We start from the raw sequence: 20,755 nt of genomic DNA on the forward strand, positions 1-20,755 counted from the left end.
CTCGATACAATAAGCGCTGCTGCGTTTTTTCATGCATACGGAACGACAGATAAGCTAAATAAAATTGACTGAATACTATCTGGTTTATAGTAAACTTTCCAATCACTTGTTAAAATTAAGGCTTTAATGGCTGCAAGGCGGCTGCAAGAAACATTTAACTTTACAATAATATTAGGATTGTTCATGACTACCGAAGATTTTCGTTCCGAAAAAAATATTGCAACATTTTATCCGCCACAACGTATTTTAATGGGCCCCGGTCCATCCGATACGCATCACCGTGTGTTATCGGCGATGGCACGGCCGACGCTGGGCCATCTTGATCCGGTTTTTGCCGACATGATGGAAGAAATCAAGGATCTGTTACGCTATGCGTTTCAGACCAGAAACAAAATGACGTTTTCAGTTTCCGGCCCCGGCTCGGTGGGAATGGAGATGTGTTTCGTCAACATGATTGAACCGGGGGATAAAGTGGTTGTATGCCGTAATGGCGTTTTCGGTTCGCGTATGATTGAAAATGTCGAGCGTCATGGCGGTGTTGCGGTTGCCGTGGATGACAAATGGGGCGAACACGTTGATCCGCAAAAAGTCGAGGATGCTCTCAAACAAAACCCTGATGCCAAAATTCTGGCGTTTGTTCATGCTGAAACTTCTACCGGCGTATTGTCGGATGCGCAAACATTGTGCGACATTGCCCGCCGTCACGACTGCTTGACGATCGTCGATACGGTAACGTCGCTGGGAGGGTCGCCAATCAAGGTCGACGAATGGGGTATTGATGCAATTTATTCGGGCAGTCAGAAGTGTCTTTCATGCCCGCCAGGATTGTCGCCAGTCAGTTTTTCCGATCGTGTGACCGATCTGGTCAAAAACCGCAAGACCAAGGTACATAGCTGGTTTATGGATATCGGCCTGCTGCTGGGCTACTGGGGATCGTCGACACGTACATATCATCATACGGCGCCGACCAATTCACTGTATGGTTTGCACGAATCGCTGGTGATTCTGTATGAGGAAGGTCTTGAACATTCATGGGCGCGTCATCAACGCAACCATGAAGCACTGAAAGCGGGGTTTGAAACCATGGGTATCCATTATGTGGTCGACGAAAAATACCGCTTGCCGCAACTGAATTCTGTTTATATACCGGACGGCGTTGACGATAAAGCCGTCCGTGGCAAACTGCTTGATGACTACAGTCTGGAAATCGGAGCCGGTCTCGGTGATTTTGCCGGAAAAGTCTGGCGTTTTGGCCTGATGGGCACATCCAGCCGCGTCGAAAATGTAGTGATGTGTCTGAATGCATTGGAAACAGTGTTGTCGGATATGGGGATGAATCTCAAACGCGGCGCCGCGGAATCTGCAGCGCATCAGAGTTATGCTGCAAACCCGTTGCCTTGAAAACGTTGTATCTTGAGACTGTAGCGAGATAATTTTACGTTATACCGGGAACGCTTCTGGTTTATATGCCTAAGACCGTTTTTCCGCTGCCGATTTAAAGATTGTATAGTGGAAAAACGGTGCTTAAAAATCAATTTGGGATGATCCGGTCACTATGTTCGTGGATTCTCCTCTATCTGTTGCTGCTGCATTGCTGATAGCGTTTTTTGCATCATATTGTTCAATTAAATGGTTGATACAGTGGAAGGCATCCGCGTTTCTTGATTACCCGAATTCAAGATCGCTGCATACTCAGCCAGTGCCGCGTATCGGCGGTATCGGTTTGTTATTTGGCGCAATGTCGGCCTGGTTGATTTTTTCAGTACCGCTTCCCGTTTCTGTCTGGTCAGGTATCGGTGTATTGGCGGGTATATCGATTGCTGACGACATCAGGAACATACCAGCCGGTTATCGTTTGTGTGTGCATTTGCTGGTAGCGCTGGTATGCAGCTTTTCTCTATTGTCCGATTCGCATGGGTGGCTGCTGGTAACAGGCGTTACGCTGGCAGTGATATGGATGTCCAATCTGTTTAATTTTATGGATGGGTCTGACGGGCTGGCAGGTGGCATGGCATTAATTGGATTTGGTTTTTACGGATTGATGGCTTATTTATCCGGCGATATCGGTTTTGCTGTTGCCAATTTATCAGTTGCCGCGGCGTCATTTGGGTTTTTACTGCATAATTTTCATCCCGCGCGTATTTTTCTCGGTGATGCGGGCGCGGTTCCGTTAGGTTATCTGGCAGCCGTTATGGGGTTGCTTGGATGGATGAATGGATTATGGTCACCGTGGATGCCGTTATTGATCTTTTCGCCATTTATCGTGGATGCCACAGTGACTTTAATCAAGCGGCTGGCTCGCGGTGAAAAGATCTGGCAGGCACACCGTCAACATTACTACCAGCGCATGGTACAAAGCGGTTTCGGACATAAAAATACAGCATTGTTCGGATATGGTCTTATGCTGATGGCAGGTGCCAGTGCGGTTTGGGTGAATGGTCAGGCTACGATCGCGCAGTTGATCGTTGCCGTCATCTGGGGAGCGATTTATTTGGGGTTAATGCTGATGGCAGATCTGGGTAAAAAACCATACGCGGGTGAACGCTAGTGCTCTATCAATATGATATTGCCTGGTGCAGCGTTACCGTGGTGTTATGCAACAAGGCGCAGCACGCAGGAAAGGGTTACTCCCTTTTCAAGTACTGTAACACAGCAGTTGCAGAACACCACGGTAACGCCCCGTGGGTGAGCTTGTCAGCGTCCATGGTCTGCGTTGCGCCTTTTGACAATAGAACGGCTATTGCCTGCAAGGCACGCCTTGCCATGGTCACTGACAAACTCACTGAACCCGGCAATATCATATTGATAGAGTACTAGGATGCTGGGAAACAAATTCGGTATACGTTCAGTTATTGCGTTTTCTCACGATCTGTTCGCGGTTGCAATTGCCTGGTTACTCGCTTTTCTGTTTTACGCCGATTTTAGAATTTCTGTTGTACCGTTCGCACTGTTTTTTGATCTGATGCCATGGATACTGCCCGTACAGGCAGTTATTTTTTTGTGGCTCGGTTTGTACAGGGGGTTGTGGCGCTACGCCAGTCTTCCGGATTTGAAACGGATTACAGTCGCGGTTTTGCTGAGTGCGGTTCTGGTAACAATTGTGTTCTGGCAGCTCGGGCTTCTGGCGGTGGTATCGTTCTCGATCAACGTATTGGCACCGGTATTGCTGTTGATGATCATGGGCGGCAGCCGGTTGATCTACCGGGCATGGAAAGAACGCCGCTTATACAGCCTTAAAAATTATGACGGCAAGCTGGCGCTGATTTTAGGTGCCGGCAGTACGGCAGTCAATCTTGTCAAAGACCTGGCAGGCAGTCATGACTGGCATGTTGTCGGCTTACTGGATGATGACCCCAGAAAACTGGGCACCCGCCTGCATGGTGTGCGCGTGCTGGGCGTGATCGATAAATTGCCGCACTGGGTGCAGAAACTGAACGTGGGACATGTCGTCATCGCTATGCCTTCACTGTCACACCGGCTGCGCCGGCATATACTGGAAATGTGTTCGGAAATGGGTGTCAAGGCGATGATTGTGCCCTCTTACCAGGATCTTATTAATGGTAAAACAACCGTTTCGCAAATTCGTGAAATTCAACTGGATGATTTGCTGGGCCGGGCGCCAGTCGTGCTTGATGATGAAGGGCTGCATGGATTTCTGACAGGTAAAACCGTTATGGTCACGGGTGCGGGCGGCTCGATTGGCGCCGAGTTATGCCGGCAGATTATCGCATTTCAACCCGAATATCTGGTTTTGCTTGAACGCAATGAATTTGCGTTGTACTGCGTTCAGGAAGAGTTTACGCAACAATTTTCGGATACGAAAATGTCATTTGTGATTGGGGACGTCAAGGACGGTGCGCGCGTGGATCAATTATTTCGGCAGTTCCGGCCATCGGTCGTTTTTCATGCCGCTGCGTATAAGCACGTGCCATTAATGGAGCATGAAAATGCCTGGCAGGCGGTATTAAACAATGTGATGGGTACTTATGTTCTGGCCAGTACGGCGATCCGTTACCAGGTGAAAAAGTTTGTGCTGGTTTCAACCGATAAAGCAGTCAATCCGGTGAATATCATGGGAGCCAGCAAGCGTCTGGCGGAAATGGTTTGTCAGGCAATGCAGCAATCGATAAGAAATCACAAGCAGATTACCTGTTTCGTGATGGTGCGCTTTGGCAATGTATTGGGCAGTGCGGGCAGCGTCATCCCCAAATTCCGTAAACAAATAGCGAACGGCGGACCAATTACAGTAACGCATGCGGAAATGACGCGCTACTTCATGTCTATTCCTGAAGCTGCGCAACTGGTTTTACAGGCCGGCTTGATGGGCGGTTCAAAAGGTGGCGGCGAGATTTTTGTGATGGATATGGGCGATCCCGTAAAAATCAAGGATCTTGCCAGTGACATGATTCGTTTGTCCGGTTTGGGCGAAGACGATATCCGCATCATTTATACGGGATTGCGTCCCGGTGAAAAACTGCACGAAGAGTTGTTGTCGGCAAATGAAAATACGGTGCCGACGCCGCATGCAAAATTACGTATTGCACAAGCGCCTGAGGTCAATGAACAGTGGCTGGTGGCATTTGTCGCCCGGTTTGAAAAAATCAAATCATTGAACGACGCAGAAGCGCGGATCGAACTGGCGCGCTGGGTGCCAGAATATACGCCGAATGGCGAAATTGTGCACTGACTATTTTTCAGCGACAATACTGTTTTTCAGTATGAAAATCCGGTCAAAGAGGCTGTCTGCCACCGGGAGCGCCTGCAGGAGGACGATGGTGGTACGGTTTTGCATTAATGTCATCAGTGCTTCATTCAGCAACGATTGTTTCGGTTGCAGCCACAAATTGTCACAGATCAGGATGGGAGCGTTCTTAAGCAGCGCGCGCGCGATTGCAATTTTCTGCCACTGTTGGCGGGTCATGCCTGCACCGTTTTCGTCAACCCGGGTTTGCAGTCCGCAGGGCATTTCCCGAACGAATTCCGAGGCCCGGGAACTCTGGGCCGCGGCGGTAATACTGGCTTCATGGGCGCATTCTGTCAATCCGTACGCAATATTGCCGGCAACTTTGTCGTTCAGGATGACGGGCTCGTCTGACACGACGGCGAAATGCGCGAGCAGATCGGCATGTTCGATTGCATCATACGGTGTGCCGCCGATCAGCAACCGTCCCGTCAACGGCTGATGAAATTTGAGTAGTACATCAATCAGCATTAATCGTTCCTGTCTGCACTGACACACAAAAGCTACGGTCTCGCCGGATTTGATGCTCAGGTCGAGCCGGTACCGTGCAGTTTTTTCTGATGCCGGGTCGAAAAAGCTGACTGAATCGAATGACAAATTACCCTGCACTTCTGAAAATGTCCGGTTGTCTTGACCGGAAGCGGTGTGCTGATCGAGTAATATGAAAACCTGCTCCAGATCTTTTTGCACGTTTTGCGATGCGCGCGGTATGGCAGCCAGCCGGCATGCGGGCGCAAACATTAACAGAGTGGCTGCGGCAAAAGCTCCCAATTGATCAATCGAAAATTGGTTTCTGACGCCCTGTTGCATCATCAGGTACGATATGGCCACAAAGATCATCGAAAGAACAAGCCGACACAATGCCGCGATAAACGCGCCATAGTTGCTCTGATGCGTGTTGTTTTGCTGCAATGATTGCGCCGCTTTTTTTAAAAGCCGGCATTCCTGTTGCTGACCGCCGTACAGCCGTATATGCCGGAAATTTTCAATCGAGCGCTGCAAATGACTGGCCAGTGCGGCTAACAGCGGCGTATCCGCATGAAAGTAAGCGTTATCCTGTCCCTGCGTGACTTGCAGCATGATGACGGCAAACGGAATCAGTAATGCAATAAACAGCGCGAAATCCCGGTCGAGCCAGAACATGGATGCGACTAAACCAATGATAATCAGCGTATCGCGCACGAGTACAGTGATCATTTGAATTGAGGACAGGGAAATTTCTTTGATGCGGGTTAATGCTGCTGTTGTTGACTGGTATTTGTCCAGTTTTTGATAACGGTCCGTGCTCAGGTTGAGCAGTGTGTCGAATAAATCCGCAGTCAGTTGCGTGCAGAGACAGTTGCTCGCTTTTCTCGCCAGGTACCGGCTGCAGTAGTCGGCGATACTGCGAATGATCAGCAATATCATTACAGCCAGAAATCCGGTTTGTATGGCGTTCACATTTTTTTCAATAAATACGGCATGCAGTATTTCCAGAATAAAAAGCGGTAACGTTGACAGGGCGAATGCAACGATCAGCAGCATCGGGAATACCCAGATGAGCACTTTCCGGCAAGCTGTCATTTTTTTTGCAAGGCGTTTGTAGTAGTGTGTGTGAATCATGATTGTATGTAGTCGGTTGTGCGCAAGCTGTAAGGCGATAAATGAAAGCGATTCGATCTGCTGGCTAATAATGTTAGTCAATATTTTAAGCCAGAAGCGCCAATTTGGGTTTTATGTGATAGGTATGACTATTGTAAATCAGCGGGCAGCGGGGCTTGCGTATCAACTGCGTTGTCCAGCCAAGCCGCGCAATACGGGATCGAATGGTACGGCGGCCGGCTTGTGTTTATTATGGTCGTCAGGCTGCTGATTTTTCCAACAGCATGCGTCCATCCCGGTGTGACGAACTGGAAATTACCGGTGCTAACCGGATATACTTGCAACAGGCGGTGCAGCTTGCCGATAACGGCAATGGACGTTAGCTGCTGCAGGTGCCGGATTTCAAAATTTGAATCTTTACTGATGATTGCAACGCAACTGACAATTCCCGAAGTTTTTTTGATAGAGCCGAAAGTGTTTGGCGATGCGCGCGGATTTTTTTTCGAAAGTTTCAACCTGCGCGAGTTTGAGCAGGCAATCGGTGAGCAGGTGTCCTTTGTGCAGGCAAACCACTCCCGTTCCGCCAGACGGGTACTGCGCGGACTGCATTACCAGATCAGGCAGCCGCAGGGCAAGCTGGTTCGTGTGGTTGCAGGAGAGGTTTTCGACGTGGCAGTGGATTTGCGCCGTTCGTCCTCGACTTTCGGACAGTGGGCTGGTGAAATACTGAATGCTGAAAACAAAAAACAGCTTTGGGTGCCTGCAGGGTTCGCACATGGTTTTGTCGTGCTGTCGGAATATGCGGATTTTTTGTATCAGACAACCGATTACTGGGCGCCGCAATACGAGCGCTGTATTATCTGGAACGACCCGGCATTAAAGATTGACTGGCCTATCGATGAAGAACCGGTTCTGTCGGAAAAAGACAGGCAGGGATTGCCGCTCAAATTGGCGGAAGTCTATGAGGCGGTGTAAAAACCAGATGGCGCATGGCTAAGCAGAAATCGGTTTATGTCTGTACGGAATGCGGCGGACAAACGTTGAAATGGCAAGGACAATGTCTGCACTGTCAGTCATGGAATACGCTTGTTGAAACTGCAGCCGAAAAGCGCGTAACACGATTTAGCCCGGTATCGGAAATCGATCGGGTGCAAAACCTGAGCGATGTCGAGGTGCAGGAAGAACCGCGCTGTCCGACCGGAATTTCTGAACTTGACCGGGTACTGGGTGGCGGTTTGGTGCGGGGAGGCGTTGTGCTGCTGGGCGGCGATCCCGGAATCGGTAAATCTACCTTATTGCTGCAGGCTTTGGCGCATTTATCGACCGGGCGGCAGGTACTGTATATCAGTGGCGAGGAATCAGCGCAGCAGGTTGCGCTACGCGCCAGGCGTCTGGCGTTGAATGTGCAGGCTGTGTCACTTTTCGCAGAAATCCAGCTGGAAAGAATTCAGGCGGTATTGCGTGAAAATAAACCCGATATAGCGGTTATCGATTCTATCCAGACGATTTATTCCGAAGCGCTGCAATCCGCGCCGGGTTCGGTTGCGCAAGTACGGGAATGCGCCGCGCAGCTAACCCGGTTGGCCAAAGCCAGCGGCACCGCACTTATTCTGATTGGCCATGTTACCAAGGAAGGCGCACTGGCCGGTCCGCGCGTACTGGAGCATATGGTCGATACAGTTTTGTATTTTGAAGGTGATTTGCATTCCAGTTTCCGTCTGGTACGAGCGTTCAAAAACCGTTTCGGTGCAGTGAACGAGCTGGGCGTCTTTGCCATGAGTGAAAAGGGGTTGCGCGAAGTCAGAAATCCCTCGGCTTTATTTTTGTCGCATCATGACGGACAGGTGGCGGGCTCCTGTATCATGGTGACGCAGGAAGGTACGCGACCGTTACTGGTTGAAATACAGGCGCTGGTCGATGACGCGCGCGCGCCGCATCCCAAACGGTTAAGCGTTGGCCTGGAACAGAACCGGCTGGCGATGTTGCTGGCCGTTTTGCACCGCCATGCCGGGATACCGTGTTTTGATCAGGACGTGTTTGTAAATGCGGTCGGGGGTGTAAAAATATCCGAACCTGGTGCAGATCTTGCGGTTTTACTGGCCATTGTGTCGTCGTTAAAAAACAAGCCGCTGGCGGAAAAAATGGTGGTGATTGGTGAAATCGGCCTGGCCGGAGAAGTGCGTCCGGTGCAACGCGGACAGGAACGCCTGAAAGAAGCGGCCAAGCTCGGCTTTACGCGTGCAATTATTCCGTTGGCCAACAAAACCAGACAACCCGTTTCCGGTATTGACGTTACGGCTGTGGGCAGGATAGGCGAGGCGGTAGCGCAGATGTATGGATAACCGTGAAATGCTGCAATGATGCATCCCGGCACCGTTGATCAGGCCACGCGCAGGCGGCTGATATTGCTACTGGTGTTTTCAGTGGCTGTTGTGCTGCTGGCCGTAACAATGCCGCCAACTTCACAACCGCATGCCTACCATGCATTTGCCGACCAACGCACCTTGTTCGGTATTCCGAATTTCATGAATGTGGTATCCAATCTTGCAATTCTGTTCAGCGGAATAGCCGGGTTATCGCTGCTCTGGCGTACATACAGGATACAGAACCGGACCGAGCTGCGGCGTTTCAGGTCAACTGCCGAGTACTGGCCCTATCTGATCCTGTTTACAAGCGTGGTCCTGGTGGCGCCGGGCTCCGCTTATTATCACTGGGAGCCGGACAATGCCGGTTTGGTCTGGGACAGGCTGCCGATTGCTGTGGGCGTCAGTGCCCTGCTGGCTGGCGTGTTATCCGATCGGGTTTGCCCGGCACTCGGGTTATGGGCTTTACCTGTACTCGTTTTTATGGGGGCAGGTAGCGTGATTTACTGGTATCTGGGTGAGCTGCGCGGTATCGGCAATCTGAATCTTTATATTGTGATTCAGTTTTACTCGTTATTACTGGTTGTGCTGTTAAGCCTGCTGCTGCCTTCCCGCTATACCCACGGTGAAGATATATGCAAAGCCATCGGGCTTTATGCCGCGGCCAAATTCGCGGAAACGTTCGACCAGCAAATCTTCGCTTTAGGACAGATTATCAGCGGACACACAGTAAAACACCTGGTTGCGGCATTGTCGATCTGGTGGATTGTGAGAATGCTGCGAAGAAGAGTACCGGCAATCAAAGAATCAGTAGCAGGATAGCGTTATTCTACGGTGCGGCATCCTGTTAAAGGATAATGATGGATGTGCCGTGTCCTGCCTGATGTGGCATTTGGAAAACGTTTTCGAGACGGCCGATGTAAGGCAGATAGTTTTTCAACGGCCCGTCAAAGGCGCGTTTTATCAAAAATGCACCGCAAGCCAGATTGTTTCCCGATCGGAATCAGTCCAGCTGACCCTGTGTTTTTTATGTGACGGAATATGAATAAAATCACCTGTTTCCAAGCTCACTTCGGTATGATCGTCAAACATTAATCTGGCGCTGCCTCTCAAAACCAGCACCCATTCGTTTTTGTTCTGATCGTACCAGCCACTTTCCGGTGACTGATGGCCTCTGGAAACAATTTTCTCGATGATTACGCTGTCACTGCTAATTAGCACCTCAAACAACTCGTCATCCAGATCAGGCGGGATTGAGGCGAAAATATTTCCAGGCTTCATATGATTATGCTGATGCCAACGCTCCGCCTAATTCATCACAGCCCGGGTGTTCGTCCTGCGGGCAGCTTTAGCCCAATGAATATTGCGCCAGTACGCTGGACTCTGGTCTGTAATTATTATGCCATTCTCATTTAACTATCTGTTTATAGTTATAATTTTCTCTGGGTAAGCGATGGCAGGGTTGTATTATTGCTTTATCTACAAAAACACAGTCGCCGACAAACAGGTAATCCAACTGGCACCCAATAAAATTGCGGCTGCATTACCTGTCTACCTGTTTCTCAGCGTACTGACAGTATCAGACGGAATTTAGTGATTTTTCACAAAATCAACCAGCTTTTGATATGTAAACAGATAGTCCTGATTTGATAACGGGGTGTGGCATTGCACGCAGTTTAAGTCATTGCTTTTTTCCGTTCCGTCCGGATTATAAACTGCAAATCCCCAGTTGCCCGTGCGGTTCTCAGCCGGGTAGGCCTCATCCCAGTTGTCACGGTTTTCCATTACAGCGACAGCGCCCAGCGAATCAATGATGAAAATACCATCGTCACCTGGTAACGGCTTCCCATCTTCACCTGTTTTTGTGCTGTATATCTCCATCACTACAACAGAACCTGAATCGCCTGCCTGATTTTCCTTATAACTGGATATGGCTGTTTCGTTTGCATACAATCTGGCAACCTGAGTTTGGTTGGCGCGGTTTACCGTGGCATATTTGGTAAAGGTTTTTTCATAGCCCTCCGGGAATTTCACATACTCAGGATCTCCGCCACTATGTGCGTAAATAGGCGTTATCGCGAGTATCGCTGCAAGTATTTTCAAAACACCTTTCATTGTTTTCTCCTTTTCTTGATAGTCATACGAAACAAAATACTACCCTCCACCCTTATAAAACTGCTATTCTTTCAAACCTATTTTACCCATGTCAATCACCAGTTGCGCCGATAAATAGATTATCAGTACGGTCAACGTCAAATAAACGATAAACAGAACGGGCTTTTCTTTTATTGTATCCAGAAATGTTTTATGTTTCCCGGTTTTCTTTAAACGGTTATATTCTTCGCGCATTCGGATCGTTCGCGTTTTCTGGTATTCATCCAGAAGCGCGCGCGCTTTACTGAATTGAGCCGCATCTGTTAACCAGATGGCCGGCATGGAAACACCCCAGTTTCCTCCCGATGTTTCAAAAAAATCAATCGCATTGTCTTTCAGCAACGCACGCACATCATGCGCCTCATCATCTGGAACGCCATTTAGCTTAAAAAATATTTTTGACATTAAAAAACCTGTTGTCCACCCGCATACTCAAAACGAAGATTTTCTTTTGGATTGATGCTATCTTTGCGGTCATTCGATTGAATGTCAAGCCATGTCATGAATAATAGATTTACACTATCATATTGACGTTATGAAAAAAACGATTTTAATCACGGGCTGTTCAAGCGGTATCGGCTATTGCGCTGCCAAGACGCTGCATAACCACGGTTATCGTGTTTTCGCTACCGCACGCAGACCGGCAAGTGTTGAAATGCTGCTGAATGAAGGACTGGAAAGCTTTCAGCTGGATCTGGCGGATTCAAATTCCATCAACCTTGCATTTAAGTCTGTAATGCGGCTGACAAATGGCGAGTTATATGCAGTTTTTAACAATGGCGCATATGGTCTGCCGGGCGCGATTGAAGATTTGAGCCGCGAAGCGCTGCGCGGTCAATTCGAAACCAATGTTTTCGGTTGGCAGGAACTGACAAATCTTATTCTACCTGTGATGCGCAAACAGGGTTATGGCCGCATCATACAAAACAGTTCCGTGCTGGGCTTTGTTTCATTGCCTTTTCGGGGTGCATATAATGCAACCAAATACGCTATCGAAGGATTAAGTGACACCATGCGTCTCGAATTAACGGGCAGTAATATTTTCGTCAGCTTGATTGAACCAGGTCCAATTGAAAGCAGATTCCGGGAAAACGCCGTCAAAATGCTGTTGAAATATGTTGATGTGGAAAAAAGCATTCACCACGAGCGTTATCATAAAGTGCTCAAGCGGCTGCATACCAAGGGTCCCGCCGTGCCCTTTACATTGCCGCCGGAGGCCGTGCTCAGGCGTGTCATTCATGCACTGGAAGCGAAGAAACCGCATCCCCGCTATTACGTCACTTTCCCTACTTTCCTGTTTGGCACACTTAAACGTTTTCTCAGCACCCGCGCACTAGATGCATTACTTGCCAAATCCGGCGGGGACCATTAAATAACGGCGCGCAGTCATTTAACAAGCTGTATTTTAGGAGCCGCGAATAAATAAGTGTGACAATCGGGCGCGTCCGGCGGGATGCAATGCAAGGCGGGAGGATGAGTCATAGCACAACAAGCTGTGGCGGCGGCAAACAACGCCGCGGTGTGCCCGCCAGATGCGATCCAGGTGTTACAGTTATTTATGAACGATTCCTAAGTCTGCGTCTAGAAACAAACATTCCAAGCAAACCAAGAGCTAACAGACTAATTAATCCAGGTTCTGGCATAGGAGTCGACACCTTTGCTGTAAATCCAATATTTTGGAAATCAACTTGTCGATTAGTGCCAGTTAAAAAAGCGGTAACAAATTGAACATTTAAAGGTGCTGGCAGAACGATATCCTGCGCTAGTATTCCCGGCGAACTACCTAGTGCAGGCTGAATACCTAAAGTTCCTACTTGTACGTTAGAGCTATTGAAGAAAGTAAAATCAATGTTGTCCACATCGAAACCTTCACCTGTATAATTCCAAAAATGTAACGTACTGATGTCATATTCTTGACCGAAGTTAAAAAGCAATTCTAACCCGCCTCCTACATTACCAGCGGTGAACCAAATATGGGTGCTTTGATTATGAAATTCAGTAGCGGTTGCAGAAGGGGCGTCTATTACTTTATCAATTGTATTACCGCCACTAAATGTATTGTTGAAACTGCCAGATGATGTACCTGCGCCAACTGAAACACTGATATTTGTGTTGTTAAGATAAATTGGCGATCCAAACGCACTTGTAATACTGAATGAAATTAGAAGTAAAGCTTTTAACACAAGTACCTTTATAAACATATATTTTCTCCTTGTTCTTAATGTTTTTGGCTTAATTTGCCTTTTAATATTGAAGCAAATATTGTGCCTGTTTATTAATTCATATATTTGTCAATAGCTTACAAGCATTAGGATTAAATCTAAAAAAATGTGTAAAAAATTTCGGCATTAGAGCCTCTTGCAAAACTCAAAGAAATAGAGGGAATTATTGGTTGAGACAGTCAAAAATAGAAAGGAACTTGCTCATAAATGGTAAAACAGCGTTTCAAAACAATCTAAAAGTAACTATAAATGAGCAAGTTAAGAGATGCCGTATCACAATATCGGCTGACTATACAAGGTTCATTATTTCCCTGACTGAAAGAGGAGTCAGGCGAACTGACAAAGAAGCATCAGGAACCGGTAACCACCTTGGAGCTTTTGCAAATAGAGAGGTTTGCTTATTCCAACCGTGGTTTTCCCGGTTGTCCGCTCAAAAGCCATAATGCCAGGGTAAATTTGTTCTAACCCTGAGAGCTAATAGGGACGGGTGCATTTAAATAAAGCTGAACATAACCAACGGATATTGATATAAAGGAGCCTCAACAAAACCCGATTGAGATCAGCTTTTGCAGCTTAAAGAAATCGTCGTTCGTCCTGTTACTCAGCAGGAACAGGCAGACTATCATAAACTTATGCAGCGTCATCATTACCTTGGGTCTGTCCGTCCAGTTGGCGAAACGCTGCATTATGTTGCCACCTGGCGTACGCAATGGATTGCGTTGCTCGGTTTTTCATCGGCGGCCCTAAAATGTGCGCCACGTGACCAATGGATAGGCTGGCGATATCGCCATCAATTTGACCGATTAAATTTGGTTACCAATAACAGTCGATTCTTGATTCTGCCGCAATGGCACATTCCAAATGTGGCGACCCGTATTTTATCGCTGTGCCAGAGAAGGCTTCAAGCTGATTGGGTGCGACACTTTCACCATCCACTGTTACTACTCGAAACCTTCGTTGACCCACAACACTTCCATGGCACGATTTACAGGGCGGCCAACTGGATCGCATTTAAAACCAGTTTATCAATGCACAACACCAAAGCTCATGCTAACAGCCAATCAAATGAATGCACTGCCTGCTTTCTTTAACTCCATTCCTGATCCACGCCGCACACAGGGCAGGCGCCATCGGTTAGATACGATACCGGCCATTGCCACGGGTGCCATTCTCTGTGGCCGGGTGGGTTATAAAGGTATCGCCGAATGGGCGCAATCGCTCAGCCAGGATGCCCGCGCCCGCTTCCAGTGTTACTATAAACAGGAACGTTATCATGTTCCCGGTGAATATATCATTTGTGACACGCTGGTCAGAGTTGAGCAGGACGCACTGGATCACGCATTGAGGCATTGGAGCGGGCAATACAGCGCTGTCGATGAAAGTCTGTCGATAGATGGCAAAACCATGCGTAGCGCGATAGACAGCGAAGGCAGACGGATTCATATCGTGAGCGCCATCGGGCACAATACACTTAATTGTCACGCCCAAAAAAAGTCGAAAAATGCAATGCAGGCAACTGCACTGTAGCCAAACAAACCAATGAAATTAAAATAGCTGCACCGCTACTTGATCCACTTGATATTGATGGTGTTGTCATTACTGCAGACGCACTGCTTACACAGTGTCAATTTGCCAGTTATCCGGTAGAAAGCAAGCAGGCGCACTATCATTTCACCGTCAAAGCCAACACCTGATGCCACAATATCCAACTACGGGCGCGGGCGTATAGAAACCCGTAAAATCCGGGTAACCGGCACACTCAACAACTATCTGGACTTCCCCTATGTCGGACAGGCATTTGCTATTGAACGGGAATCAATTGAAAAGAAGACAAAAAATATCTCACGGGAATTGGTATACGGCATTACCAGCCAGGCTGAACTTGATGCCTCTGCCGCAATAATATTGGAGATAAATCGGGGACACTGGTGCATTGAGAATAGCTGTCATTACATCCTGGACTGGTGCTTTGATGAAGACAGATGCCGTATCCGTGCCGGGTATGGCCCTGAAAATATTACTCGCCTGCGGCGTTTTGTTATTGGCGTTATCAAAGCAACCAGTTTAAAGGGTGTTGCGCAGACAATGAGAAAGTTATCGATGAATGTGCGAATGTGTTTGATTATTTGAAAATAACCAAAAATTCGGCAAAATCGCGTTAGAACACATTTGCCGTGGGGAAAACCCGGTCAGTCCGTAATCAATGACAACCAATTTGACAATACCAAAAGGAGGCGCAACCAACTCAGTCTGGTCGACTTATCCACAGATGCGTAGTATCCTGCGCTCTGTTTTACCCTGGCCGATTATAAACCGGTATCAACACTCTAGTTTGAGATTGTATGGTGCATTTAATATCTCCTGACTCTTCGTTTCCACCTTTGGAAGAAGCGTTATCAGAGCCCAATGGCTTGCTGGCCGTTGGTGGCGATCTGTCGCCAAAACGACTGATCGATGCGTATCAAAGTGGTATTTTTCCATGGTTTAATGAAGATGAACCGGTGCTTTGGTGGAGTCCGGATCCCCGCATGGTATTGTTTCCCAATGAATTAAAAGTATCCCGTTCATTACGAAAATCCATCAAAAAAAACAACTACCATGTTCGCGGTGACAGTCACTTTTCGGAAGTCATGCAGGCCTGTGCCGCACCACGAAGAAACCAGTCCGGCACATGGATTCATCCTGAAATGGTCTCGGCCTATACCGTCCTGCATGAAATCGGATTGGCGCACTCGGTGGAAACCTGGATCAACGGGGAACTGGCCGGCGGTCTCTATGGCCTGGCAATGGGGAAGGTGTTTTTTGGCGAATCAATGTTTTCCCGTACGCCGGATGCATCTAAAATCGCATTTGTTTACCTAGTCAGGCAGTTAATGTACTGGAATTATGTTTTAATTGATTGTCAGGTCAGAACGGCGCATCTTGCTTCGCTGGGTGCACGTGAAATTCCAAGAGCTGAATTCAGTCAGATACTTAGCACTTGGGCCGAGAAAAAGGCGTCGGTAGAGAAATGGGATTTCAGTCACATGGATGAATGATTCAATGAAGACACTCAAGTATCATACAACGCACCCATATCCGTGCGGTTACCTTTCCGATAAAATGGCGCGATCAGAAGTTGTTGCATCCGAGTATCGAATCGATTCAGCCTTATACGGCCGGTTATTGGAACAAGGGTATCGCCGTAGCGGTCATTTTGTTTACCGCCCTCAATGCGGCCAATGTCAAGCTTGTCAGTCGGTTCGCATTAAAGTGGACGCATTCAAACCCAGCCGCTCACAACGCAGATGCTGGAAAAAGCACCATCTTATTATGACTTCCCGGCAGCATCAACTGCACTTCAAAAAAGAGCATTTTTTACTTTATCAGCGTTATCAGCGCAAACGCCATGTAGACGGCAACACGGATCATGACAAGCGCGAACAATACCGGAATTTCCTGTTGCAAAGCAATGTCAATTCCAGGCTGATCACATTCTATGACATGGGACGGCTGCGTATCGTCAGTTTTGTTGATATGCTACCGGAAGGACTGTCCTCGGTATACACTTTTTATGACCCTGACGTCCCGCAAGCCAGTTATGGCACATACAGTATTTTATGGCAGATTCAACAATGCCGGGCACTGGGTTTGCCGCATTTATACCTGGGCTATTGGATCAAAGAACATAACAAAATGAATTACAAAACCAGTTTTCAGCCTTTGGAAATTTTGATAGATGGTGAATGGATACCTTTTGAACAGATTGCCGACAGCTTATAATACTGACCTTACATATGATATTGCCAGGTACAGCGCTACCGTGGTGTTATGCAGAAAGGCACAGTACGCAGGAAAGGGTTGTTTCCTTTTCAAGTATTTTCACGCGGTTGCAGGATATCATGGCAACACTTTGCAGGCACGCCTTTCAGCATCCGTAGGCTGCCGCGGTGCTGTGTCTTTTGACAGTAGAACAGCCGTTTCCTGCAAGGCATGCCTTGCCATATACACTGCAGGCGCACTGACCCGGCAATAGCATACGGATAGAGTACGGGGCCGGGTTGCTGCAGATGAATTCCGGTATAACGGGATCAGCCCGGCTCCTAACAACATACACTGCCTAATAATTGCGCGCTGCACTGATGAAACACAAATAACCACTCTGCGGAACCGATGGATGCTCTACTTATTTTTGCGCCGATTACTCTTCCAGCTGAAGCCTGAGACGGCTCATTATGTTACTTTAAGCGCAATTGAAAAAGCGCACAGACTCGGTTTACTCAAGCGGCAGGTTATTGACTGTCCGGAGCGACATGTAATGGGGATAACCTTTCCCAATCCGGTCGGCCTCGCAGCCGGCCTGGATAAGAATGGAGAATATCTGGATGCGCTGGCTGCGCTGGGTTTCGGTTTTCTAGAAGTTGGCACCGTCACGCCGCGCCCGCAGCCCGGCAATCCTGCGCCGCGCCTTTTCCGGGTACCGCAGGCTAAAGCCATTATTAACCGTCTGGGTTTTAACAATGATGGCATTGACCGGTTAATTGAGAACATCAGTCGTTCAAACTATACGGGCATACTGGGAATCAATATCGGCAAGAATTTCGATACACCCAACGAACATGCTGTGGAGGATTACCGGATTTGCCTGTCAAAAGCTTATGGTTACGCCAGTTATATTACAATTAACATTTCTTCGCCCAATACCCAGAACCTGCGGCAGTTACAGGCAACGGACGCACTGGATACGCTTCTTTCCACACTAAAATTAGAACAACTGTCTCAGAGTCAGGCGCATGGCAAATATGTACCGCTGCTTGTAAAAATTGCGCCCGATCTGGAACAGCCACAAATAGCGTCAATTGCCCAGTTGCTGATGAGACACAAGATTGACGGCGTCATCGCAACCAATACTACGCTGTCCCGACAGGGCATCGAACATTTGGCAATCTCACAGGAAGCCGGCGGCCTGAGCGGTGCGCCGTTGACCGAAAAAGCCACAGAAGTTGTTATACAGCTGCGGCATTTTCTACAGAACAGTATTCCCATTATCGGCGTCGGCGGTGTCATGTCAGCGCAAGATGCCAAGAAAAAAATAGATGCCGGCGCCAGCTTGATACAAATCTACAGCGGCCTGATTTACCAGGGGCCTGGTCTGATAACGCGCATTGCAGATGCAATCTGTATTAACCAGAATCCCACCGAGCGATCATGATTTGCCAAATTTATTAAAACACGCTATTTCCGGAGAAAGCCGGCAATACCTGTTTAATTAGGGGTGTCGTCATGTGTATATCGATACAATAGCGTATCGGGGTAAATTTGACTGTTACCAAAACGAACTCAGCAGATCATTGGAGAAATCGATGACGGGAATTTTTTCAAAATTCAAATCAATTTTCAAGTCAGAGAAGAAAACAAAGCTGCCCGATACCGCACCGGTAAAAAATAGCAACCATGCCGGTTTTTCAAAAACCACAATTTATTCAGGCAGCGCATTTGTTTTATCTGCATTATCACTCATCGTTGTGCTTGCTTACAATTTGGAGCAAACACGTGAAAATACAGTAAAACTTGAAATTACCGCACGGATGCAAACACATACGTTGCGCCTGTCTACAATGCTTCAGCTTATATTTTCCGGTCAAAAGAATGCTTTCGCACAACTCGGCGAGAGTTATAGAAGAATCAATCAGTATCTTGCTCTGCTAACAGTTGGCGGCGGTTTTCGTCATTTTGATGTATCGGCCATTACGCAATCAGATTTACTTGACCACCTTGAAGATTTGATTCAAAAGTGGCAACCTGAAGAAAAGAAAATTCACCTGATTCTCAATCATCAACACACGCTTGTTAATCTTGGTAAGGCTGTTAGCGATATCAATACAACCAGCGCTGAACTTAACCAGAAACTCGACCTGCTGATTGACCGGCTCAGTCAAACCGCTGATTCACCCGGAACGCTCGGCGCCCTGACAACCATGCGCACATTGACCCAGAATGTAACACGCAGCGTTAATGTGATGCTATCAAGCAAGCTTCCGGTACCGGAAATAAAAAAACAGCTGGCACATGACCGCAAACAGTTTTTTGCCATTCTGCAAGCATTCAATCATGGGCACGACATATTGAATCTTTCGGCGATCGATGACCCGGATGTGCAGAAATTGCTGCCGACGATCGAAACGTATTTTTTAGAAATTGACAATAATATCAATACGATTCAAACTGAGATTTCAGATGTAATGACCGCCAGGGCTGCCGCCAATGAAATTATTCAAAAGAGTGATATCATTTTCAACAGCATCGTAACTTTGGATAAAGCGCTGCAAATTGAAGATACAGACACGGCCGATTCGTCGGCAAAATTACACTATGGACTGGCGGCTATTACCGCACTGTCGCTGTGCATACTCGCTTATACATTTGGCCAGAAAAAATCATCTGTGCCGGAAGTCGCGAAATACAAGATGGACGATACGCAGGCAGCCATGTTGAATCTGCTCGACGATATGAAGAAAATGGCGGAAGGCGATCTTACTGTCCGCACAGCTGTAACTGAGGACATAACGGGTGTTATTGCCGATGCGGTCAATTTTACCATTGAGGAACTGCATGCACTGGTCAAACAGATCAATAAGGCCAGTACGCAAGTGGTTAATACATCCGGTCAGGCCCAGCAAATTTCTGCAAGGCTGTTGTCCGCTGTACAGCAGCAATCACGTAAAATCGAGGAAACAACCGTTACTGTATTGGACATGGCTGAATCTATCAATCAGGTTTCAGATATTGCAACCGAATCAGCGGAAGTTGCCAAACAATCGCTGTCCACTGCGGAAAAGGGTGGTATTGCTGTGCAAGAATCGATTGCTGGTATGGAGGAAATCCGTACACACATTCAAGAAACATCAAAACGCATTAAACGCCTGGGGGAGAGCTCGCAGGAAATCGGCGAAATTATTGCATTGGTTTCAGATATCACAGAACAAACCAATATTCTTGCATTAAATGCAGCATTGCAGGCTACGGCAGCAGGTGAAGCGGGGCGCGGTTTCAACACGATTGCACAGGAAGTCCAGCGTCTCGCGGAACGCTCGGTGCAAGCCGGCAAACAAATCAGTCGACTCATTAAAATGATTCAAAATGATACTTACGATACTATTGCCGCGATGGAGAGAAGCACAAGAGAAGTTATCAAAGGTGCGCAAAAATCAAATATCGCAGGAAAAGCACTCGAAGAAATTGAAGCGGTATCCAAACGTCTTGCTGATCATGTTGCCCAGATTTACACGACTACCCATACCCAGACTCAAGCGGCAAAACAGGTAATTGAAAATATGGAGGAAATACTGCTTGTTACCCGCCAGGCAACGGATAGTACTCAGCAGACAACGGCTTCGATTAAGCAAATTTCAGGGTTCGTTACTGAACTCAAAGTGTCGGTGGCTAATTTTAAAATCTAATTGCTAGGGGGACGTTAACAATTGTGAATTATTTCTGTTGTTCCTGAAATTGTGCCAGGCAAGGCATGGGAAGCGCCGCTTGGTTATTCCAAATAAGCGGCGAATAACGCGGCATGGCGCCATTTCAGGAGCGGCCCATAGGACCCTGAGCCCATTTCAGTCCTTCGCTGCGTTATCATGCGCTCATGTAGCGTGACTACGCCTCGCTCACACTGCCTTGCTGAGGACTAAAATGGGTATCGGCAGCAACAGTTC

Annotated in this window: 20 protein-coding genes; 15 read left to right on the forward strand and 5 right to left on the reverse strand. The window is 47.7% G+C overall.

Features of this window, described 5'->3' with window-relative positions; genetic code table 11:
• The first annotated feature begins 183 nt into the window (after positions 1-183).
• The 3 genes from BMY60_RS05955 (at position 184) to BMY60_RS05970 (ending at position 4,687) form a co-directional block, all read left to right on the forward strand.
• On the forward strand, positions 184-1,401 hold the full coding sequence (locus tag BMY60_RS05955) for a pyridoxal-phosphate-dependent aminotransferase family protein (RefSeq protein WP_090332164.1): 1,218 nt from the start codon (positions 184-186) through the stop codon (positions 1,399-1,401).
• Positions 1,402-1,555: 154 nt separating this feature from the next.
• Positions 1,556-2,548: an MraY family glycosyltransferase gene (locus BMY60_RS05960; protein ID WP_090332132.1), complete on the forward strand. Its 993-nt coding sequence runs from the start codon at positions 1,556-1,558 to the stop codon at positions 2,546-2,548.
• Positions 2,549-2,818: 270 nt separating this feature from the next.
• Complete coding sequence (locus tag BMY60_RS05970) at positions 2,819-4,687, forward strand: polysaccharide biosynthesis protein (RefSeq protein ID WP_090332136.1); 1,869 nt, start codon at positions 2,819-2,821, stop codon at positions 4,685-4,687.
• Here BMY60_RS05970 and BMY60_RS05975 read toward each other — a convergent pair whose 3' ends face one another.
• Positions 4,688-6,424, reverse strand: coding sequence for an ABC transporter transmembrane domain-containing protein (locus BMY60_RS05975; protein ID WP_090332138.1), 1,737 nt, complete (start codon positions 6,422-6,424; stop codon positions 4,688-4,690). It abuts the gene before it with no gap.
• Positions 6,425-6,498: 74 nt separating this feature from the next.
• On the opposite strand from BMY60_RS05975, the gene BMY60_RS15250 reads away from it, so the two are divergent.
• Genes BMY60_RS15250 through BMY60_RS05990 form a run of 4 tightly spaced genes read left to right on the forward strand, consistent with a single transcriptional unit; the run spans position 6,499 to position 9,507 of the window.
• The gene (locus BMY60_RS15250; RefSeq protein ID WP_143057371.1) at positions 6,499-6,705 is read left to right on the forward strand and encodes a hypothetical protein; all 207 of its coding nucleotides are present in this window, start codon (positions 6,499-6,501) and stop codon (positions 6,703-6,705) included.
• Positions 6,706-6,745: 40 nt separating this feature from the next.
• Positions 6,746-7,297 carry a dTDP-4-dehydrorhamnose 3,5-epimerase gene (gene rfbC, locus BMY60_RS05980; protein ID WP_090332165.1) on the forward strand — a complete coding sequence of 184 codons (552 nt, stop codon included), beginning with the start codon at positions 6,746-6,748 and terminating at the stop codon, positions 7,295-7,297.
• Between the two features lie 14 nt (positions 7,298-7,311).
• Positions 7,312-8,664: a DNA repair protein RadA gene (gene radA / locus BMY60_RS05985; protein ID WP_090332139.1), complete on the forward strand. Its 1,353-nt coding sequence runs from the start codon at positions 7,312-7,314 to the stop codon at positions 8,662-8,664.
• A gap of 15 nt (positions 8,665-8,679) precedes the next feature.
• Positions 8,680-9,507 carry an alkaline phytoceramidase gene (locus BMY60_RS05990; protein ID WP_256250713.1) on the forward strand — a complete coding sequence of 276 codons (828 nt, stop codon included), beginning with the start codon at positions 8,680-8,682 and terminating at the stop codon, positions 9,505-9,507.
• A gap of 141 nt (positions 9,508-9,648) precedes the next feature.
• Here the strand turns inward: BMY60_RS05990 and BMY60_RS05995 are convergent, their stop codons facing one another.
• The 3 genes from BMY60_RS05995 to BMY60_RS06005 form a co-directional block, all read right to left on the reverse strand.
• Positions 9,649-9,966 (reverse strand): cupin domain-containing protein, encoded by a 318-nt coding sequence (locus tag BMY60_RS05995; protein ID WP_090332142.1) that lies wholly within the window; start codon positions 9,964-9,966, stop codon positions 9,649-9,651.
• 309 nt (positions 9,967-10,275) lie between these two features.
• Positions 10,276-10,800 carry a cytochrome P460 family protein gene (locus BMY60_RS06000; RefSeq protein WP_090332143.1) on the reverse strand — a complete coding sequence of 175 codons (525 nt, stop codon included), beginning with the start codon at positions 10,798-10,800 and terminating at the stop codon, positions 10,276-10,278.
• A gap of 63 nt (positions 10,801-10,863) precedes the next feature.
• A complete protein-coding gene (locus tag BMY60_RS06005; protein WP_090332145.1) occupies positions 10,864-11,244 on the reverse strand; it encodes a DUF6164 family protein in 381 nt (126 codons plus the stop codon).
• Positions 11,245-11,374: 130 nt separating this feature from the next.
• On the opposite strand from BMY60_RS06005, the gene BMY60_RS06010 reads away from it, so the two are divergent.
• Positions 11,375-12,211 carry an SDR family oxidoreductase gene (locus BMY60_RS06010; protein WP_090332146.1) on the forward strand — a complete coding sequence of 279 codons (837 nt, stop codon included), beginning with the start codon at positions 11,375-11,377 and terminating at the stop codon, positions 12,209-12,211.
• Between the two features lie 184 nt (positions 12,212-12,395).
• Here BMY60_RS06010 and BMY60_RS06015 read toward each other — a convergent pair whose 3' ends face one another.
• Positions 12,396-13,040 carry a PEP-CTERM sorting domain-containing protein gene (locus BMY60_RS06015; RefSeq protein WP_177166599.1) on the reverse strand — a complete coding sequence of 215 codons (645 nt, stop codon included), beginning with the start codon at positions 13,038-13,040 and terminating at the stop codon, positions 12,396-12,398.
• Between the two features lie 587 nt (positions 13,041-13,627).
• Here BMY60_RS06015 and BMY60_RS15990 point away from each other — a divergent pair.
• The 7 genes from BMY60_RS15990 to BMY60_RS06050 all read left to right on the forward strand — a co-directional run bounded on the left by BMY60_RS15990 (position 13,628) and on the right by BMY60_RS06050 (position 20,500).
• A complete protein-coding gene (locus BMY60_RS15990) occupies positions 13,628-14,152 on the forward strand; it encodes a Druantia anti-phage system protein DruA (RefSeq protein WP_218141644.1) in 525 nt (174 codons plus the stop codon).
• Positions 14,127-14,588 (forward strand): transposase family protein, encoded by a 462-nt coding sequence (locus BMY60_RS15995; RefSeq protein WP_218141645.1) that lies wholly within the window; start codon positions 14,127-14,129, stop codon positions 14,586-14,588. Before BMY60_RS15990 ends, BMY60_RS15995 begins: the two co-directional genes overlap by 26 nt.
• A 174-nt stretch (positions 14,589-14,762) precedes the next feature.
• Positions 14,763-15,191, forward strand: coding sequence for an ISAs1 family transposase (locus BMY60_RS16605; RefSeq protein WP_371264193.1), 429 nt, complete (start codon positions 14,763-14,765; stop codon positions 15,189-15,191).
• 212 nt (positions 15,192-15,403) lie between these two features.
• Positions 15,404-16,099 (forward strand): leucyl/phenylalanyl-tRNA--protein transferase, encoded by a 696-nt coding sequence (gene aat / locus BMY60_RS06035; protein WP_090332151.1) that lies wholly within the window; start codon positions 15,404-15,406, stop codon positions 16,097-16,099.
• 4 nt (positions 16,100-16,103) lie between these two features.
• Complete coding sequence (locus BMY60_RS06040) at positions 16,104-16,823, forward strand: arginyltransferase (protein ID WP_256250714.1); 720 nt, start codon at positions 16,104-16,106, stop codon at positions 16,821-16,823.
• A 394-nt stretch (positions 16,824-17,217) separates the two neighbouring features.
• Positions 17,218-18,252, forward strand: a complete 1,035-nt coding sequence (locus BMY60_RS06045; protein ID WP_090332154.1) for a quinone-dependent dihydroorotate dehydrogenase — start codon at positions 17,218-17,220, stop codon at positions 18,250-18,252.
• Between the two features lie 151 nt (positions 18,253-18,403).
• Positions 18,404-20,500: a methyl-accepting chemotaxis protein gene (locus BMY60_RS06050; protein ID WP_090332155.1), complete on the forward strand. Its 2,097-nt coding sequence runs from the start codon at positions 18,404-18,406 to the stop codon at positions 20,498-20,500.
• Positions 20,501-20,755: the final 255 nt, after the last annotated feature.

This window comes from Nitrosomonas sp. Nm51, assembly GCF_900111165.1.
Taxonomy (GTDB): Bacteria; Pseudomonadota; Gammaproteobacteria; order Burkholderiales; family Nitrosomonadaceae; genus Nitrosomonas.

Coding starts and splice junctions, on each gene's coding strand:
- BMY60_RS05955 (WP_090332164.1), top strand. CDS start 184: ATGACTACCGAAGATTTTCGTTCCGAAAAAAATATTGCAACATTTTAT.
- BMY60_RS05960 (WP_090332132.1), top strand. CDS start 1,556: ATGTTCGTGGATTCTCCTCTATCTGTTGCTGCTGCATTGCTGATAGCG.
- BMY60_RS05970 (WP_090332136.1), top strand. CDS start 2,819: ATGCTGGGAAACAAATTCGGTATACGTTCAGTTATTGCGTTTTCTCAC.
- rfbC (WP_090332165.1), top strand. CDS start 6,746: ATGATTGCAACGCAACTGACAATTCCCGAAGTTTTTTTGATAGAGCCG.
- radA (WP_090332139.1), top strand. CDS start 7,312: ATGGCTAAGCAGAAATCGGTTTATGTCTGTACGGAATGCGGCGGACAA.
- BMY60_RS05990 (WP_256250713.1), top strand. CDS start 8,680: ATGATGCATCCCGGCACCGTTGATCAGGCCACGCGCAGGCGGCTGATA.
- BMY60_RS05995 (WP_090332142.1), bottom strand. CDS start 9,966: ATGAAGCCTGGAAATATTTTCGCCTCAATCCCGCCTGATCTGGATGAC.
- BMY60_RS06000 (WP_090332143.1), bottom strand. CDS start 10,800: ATGAAAGGTGTTTTGAAAATACTTGCAGCGATACTCGCGATAACGCCT.
- BMY60_RS06005 (WP_090332145.1), bottom strand. CDS start 11,244: ATGTCAAAAATATTTTTTAAGCTAAATGGCGTTCCAGATGATGAGGCG.
- BMY60_RS06010 (WP_090332146.1), top strand. CDS start 11,375: ATGAAAAAAACGATTTTAATCACGGGCTGTTCAAGCGGTATCGGCTAT.
- BMY60_RS06015 (WP_177166599.1), bottom strand. CDS start 13,040: ATGTTTATAAAGGTACTTGTGTTAAAAGCTTTACTTCTAATTTCATTC.
- BMY60_RS15995 (WP_218141645.1), top strand. CDS start 14,127: ATGAATGCACTGCCTGCTTTCTTTAACTCCATTCCTGATCCACGCCGC.
- aat (WP_090332151.1), top strand. CDS start 15,404: ATGGTGCATTTAATATCTCCTGACTCTTCGTTTCCACCTTTGGAAGAA.
- BMY60_RS06040 (WP_256250714.1), top strand. CDS start 16,104: ATGAAGACACTCAAGTATCATACAACGCACCCATATCCGTGCGGTTAC.
- BMY60_RS06045 (WP_090332154.1), top strand. CDS start 17,218: ATGCTCTACTTATTTTTGCGCCGATTACTCTTCCAGCTGAAGCCTGAG.
- BMY60_RS06050 (WP_090332155.1), top strand. CDS start 18,404: ATGACGGGAATTTTTTCAAAATTCAAATCAATTTTCAAGTCAGAGAAG.